Annotated in this window: 1 protein-coding gene; it reads left to right on the plus strand. The window is 34.9% G+C overall.

Annotated features, from left to right (window positions below; translation table 11 throughout):
* Window positions 1–4,480: trifunctional serine/threonine-protein kinase/ATP-binding protein/sensor histidine kinase (locus AC3DU7_RS25030; RefSeq protein WP_488042005.1), on the plus strand; the 4,480-nt coding region annotated here is incomplete at its 5' end.
* Window positions 4,481–5,003: the final 523 nt, after the last annotated feature.

Genomic DNA, 5,003 nt, shown 5'->3' on the forward strand with positions numbered 1-5,003 from the left:
TGAAATAATGTTAGTTGCTGGTTTTTCAGGGATTGGTAAAACTGCAGTAGTTAATGAAGTTCATAAACCAATAGTCCGGCAACGAGGCTACTTTATTAAAGGTAAATATGACCAATTTCAACGCAATATTCCGTTTAGTGCTTTTGTTCAAGCATTTCGCGATTTAATCGGGCAATTGTTGAGTGAAACGGAGACTCAATTAGAGGAATGGAAAACTAAAATTATCTCTGCATTGGGTGAAAATGGGCAAGTTATTATTGAAGTTATTCCCGAATTAGAATATATTATTGGTTCTCAACCTGCAGTGGCAGAATTATCAGGAACTGCTGCTCAAAATAGGTTTAATTTACTATTTTTAAAATTTATTCAAACATTTACAACTCAAGAGCATCCTGTAGCGATATTTTTAGATGATTTACAGTGGGCAGATACCGCTTCATTGAAGTTAATGCAACTGTTGATGACCGATAAAAATAGTCAATATTTATTATTATTAGGAGCTTATCGAGATAATGAAGTAAATCCTACTCATCCCTTCATATTAACATTAGAAGAAATTATTAAAACATCAGCAATTGTTAATACTATTACCTTGGGGCCACTAGAATTAACTTTTGATTTAAACCCCTTAGTGGCAGATACTTTACATTGCTCTTTGGAGTTGGCATTTCCTTTGACAAAATTAGTCTATCAAAAAACAAAAGGAAATCCTTTCTTTATTACTCAATTTCTTAAAGCATTGTATAAAGAAGGATTAATTACTTTTAATTATGAAGTGGGTTATTGGGAATGCAATGTTGCTCAAGTTAAGTTATTGTCTGCCACAGATGACGTTGTAGAATTTATGGCAAGTCGCCTACAAAAATTATCACCTGCCACCCAGAATGTAATAAAGTTAGCAGCTTGTATTGGCAATAAATTCACCTTAGAAACTTTAGCTATTATTTATGAAAAATCTATCACAGAAACAGCACAGGATTTGTGGGAGGCATTGCCAGAAGGGTTAATTTTACCTGTTACAGAAGTCTATAAATTTTATAATACAGAAGAGTCAAATATATTGACATCTTTTACTTCCATAGAAGCTAATGCTAGTTATAAATTTTTGCACGACCGTGTCCAACAAGCAGCTTATTTGTTAATCCCAGAAACACAAAAACAAGTAACTCATCTGAAAATAGGAAAATTATTATTAGAAAATATCCCAGAAACGGAAAGGCAAGAGAAAATTTTTGATCTTGTTAATCAGTTGAATTATGGAGTAGATTTAATTTCTCATCCCACTGAACGAGAACAACTCGCTCAACTCAACCTAATAGCAAGTAGCAAAGCAAAAGCTTCTACTGCTTATAATGCCACAGTTAACTATCTAAATACAGGACTAGAATTATTAACAACTAATAGTTGGGAAACGAATTACGAATTAACATTAGCTCTATATTTAGAAGCAGTAGAAGCTAGGTATTTAATCGGTGACTATGAGCAGATGGAAAAACTAGCTCAAATTGTACAGCAACAAGCAAAGAATTTATTAGACCAAATACCAGTTTACATGGCCAAAATTCAGGCGGAATTTGCTCAAAACCAACTTATAAAGGGAATCGATCTAGCCACAGTTGTGATTAAAAATTTGGGATTAGAATTATCCCCTAGACGAGAAGAAGCAGACTTGCTTTTTGGCATTGAAGAACTTCAGTTATTTTTGAGCGATCGCTCCATTGAAGACTTGAAAAAACTTCCGGAGATGACCAATACTGAAAAGCTCGCTTTGGTAAAAATTCTAGGATTAATTGGAGCAGCAGCTTTCGTTGTTGGTTCTCCCTTATGGTCGAGCATAATTTTTGCTATTGTTACTTTATCTGTCAAGTGGGGAAATACACCTGCTTCCGCTTATGGATATAGCTGTTACGGAATAATGCTGTGGAGGAAGGGAGAAATTAAAGCAGCTTATGAATTATCTCAGGTAATATATAGTCTATTCGAGCGCTTCGGTGGAGATGCTCTCAGAGGAGTGACTGTGGCAAATCACCATCTTCGTCATTGGCAAGAACATTTAGGAAAAACTTTACCCTTATTCCTAGAGTGTTATTCCCTCGCTCTATCCAGGGGAGACTTAGAATTTGCTAGCTACAATATTTTTTTACACTGTTTTCATTCTTACTGTATTGGGTGGGAATTAACAGAACTGTCTCAGAAGCTTAATAACGCTATTGATGCTATTGTTCAAATCAAACAAGAAACTCCCCTAACATGGTTGCAACTCAATCAACAAACTATTTTCAATTTAACCAACCCTTGCGAAAATCCCTGTTTGTTAATTGGTAAAGCTTTTAATGAGACAAAAATACATCCTCAAGACCATGGACTGGTATACCTACATTTGCACAAACTTTATTTATGTTATCTGTTTGGCGAGTATCAAGAATCTCTAAAAAATTGTATAGCAGGACAAGCATATCTTCATCTAGTTACTTCTCATTATAGTCCTACACTTTTCTATTTTTATGGTTCCTTGATCCGACTTGCTCTCTATAATGAAGCTTCTGAGGAACAAAAACAGCAATGGTTAGAAGAAGTAAGCTCCCACCAAAAACAAATGAAAATCTGGGCAGACCATGCTCCTGTGAATTTTTTACATAAATTTCATCTCGTAGAAGCAGAAAAACATCGGGTACTTTGTAACTATATTGTAGCAATTGAACTTTATGAACAAGCGATCGCTGGAGCAAAAGAAAACGAATACATTCAAGAAGAAGCTCTTGCTAGGGAACTTGCTGCTAAATTTTACCTAGAGTGGAATAAGGAAACTATTGCCCAAGCATATCTCATCAAAGCTTACTACGCTTATGCTCAGTGGGGTGCAGTTGCTAAACTTAAACACCTAGAAAATTCCTACGGTGAACTACTCAAACCTGTTCAACAGCAAGATTCTACTTTGACCCGCAACATTGCTCAAGAAACTGTCACTTATACAACCACCGATAGTTCCCTTCTGCTTGACTTCAAGAGTGTAATGAAAGCAACCCAAGCTATTTCAGGAGAAATAAAACTAGAAAATTTATTCTCGGTTTTAATGCGAGTTACTCTAGAAAACGCTGGTGCTCAAAAAAGTTATTTAATCCTTCTTGAAGCAGAAAAATGGGTTATAGAAGCTAAAGCAATTCGTGAGAGTAATTCTTCTGAAGAAATACAACTAAAATCAAAACAATCTCTCCCACTAGACTCAACAAACGAGCTTCCCACTTCTCTCATTTATTATGTGGCGCGTACTCAAAAAACTGTTGTACTAGATAACGCCACTAATGAAACTCAATTTGCTGCCGATCCTTATATTCAAAATTATCAACCCAAGAGTATTTTATGTATTCCTATTATTAATCGCGGTCAATTTATTGGCATACTATATTTAGAAAATAATTTGACAGTTGGAGCCTTTACTGAGTATCGCCTAGAAGTATTAAAAGTTCTGACTACTCAAGCAGCTTTCTCTCTCGAAAATGCCAGGCTTTATGAAAACTTATCTACAGCTAAAAATCAACTAGAAGAGTATAGTCATACTTTAGAAAATAAAGTCAAAGAACGCACAGAAGAGTTAAACGAAAAAAATATACATTTATCTGAAACTCTCAAACAACTTCAATCTACCCAATCCCAATTAATTCAGACAGAAAAAATGTCTGGTTTAGGGCAGATGGTAGCAGGAATTGCTCACGAAATTAATAATCCTATTACTTTTATCTCTGGCAATATTAATCATGTAGCTGAATATAGTCAAGACTTACTAGATTTAATCAATACTTATCAACAGGAATATCCTAATCCCACAGCTAAAATCAAAGAAATAACGGAAGAAATAGACTTAAACTTTTTAATTGAAGATTTGGATAAATTACTACATTCAATGGAAATAGGAGTCGAAAGAATTAGCAAAATAGTACTTTCTCTACGGAATTTTTCGAGATTAGATGAGTCAGGGATGAAATCTGTAGATATCCATGAAGGTATTGATAGCACCCTACTAATTTTACAAAATAGACTCAATTTTCAGAGAAATAAATCAGAAATTCAAGTATTAAAAAAATATGCTTCTTTACCACTAATTAATTGTTACGCTTCCCAAGTAAATCAAGTATTTATGAATATTATTAGTAATGCTATTGATGCCTTAGAAGATATGAGGAAAAAGGATAATGGATCTAGCGATCAACCTACCATTACAATTAGCACAAAATTAACTAAAGATCGAACTGTACAAATCAAAATTAGTAACAATGGTCCTAGCATTTCGCTAGAAGTCCAACAGAAGATATTTGACCCATTTTTTACTACTAAACCAGTAGGTACTGGTACAGGTTTAGGTTTGTCAATTAGTTATTCAATTATTGTCGAAAAACACAAAGGAAAACTAATATGTAATTCTGTACCAGAGCAAGGGGTAGAATTTGTTATTGAGATTCCATTATCAAAAGACTTCTTGTAGAAGTCAGGGAATAGGGAGATGAAATTGTTTCGCAGAGCAAAGCCTATTTAGGGCTTGCTGAAAAAGTCTTTTTTAAGGAGCGGGGGAGTAGGGGAGTAGGGGAGTAGGGGAGTAGAGGAGCAGGAAAGTAATTTTTTTTAGCCCAACTTTTGCCTAAAATTATAAATTTTTGAACATTTTGATCTGAAAACCAGGTACTTTCTCACTACCCAAAAAGGCTAAAACCAATATCAGTAAAGACATTTAGGTTTAATCAGCAAGCCCTATTTAAGCTCACATTATGCACCACAAAATGTAGCATAAAAATATAAGTCATATCATGTCCGGTAGCATCGGTATTGTATAGAGAAGGTCATTTCAGTTATCAGTTATCAGTTATCAGTTATCAGTACCTAAGGCTGTTTGCGGAGCATGACAAAGGTCAAGCAAGAGGCTTGAAGTACGGAATTATTTTTTCTCTTGGTCGATTAGATATGGCGCAGGTTTCGGAGCCATCTCACCCTCCGGGAAGCTCCGAAGAGCG

This window comes from Okeania sp., from assembly GCF_983059655.1.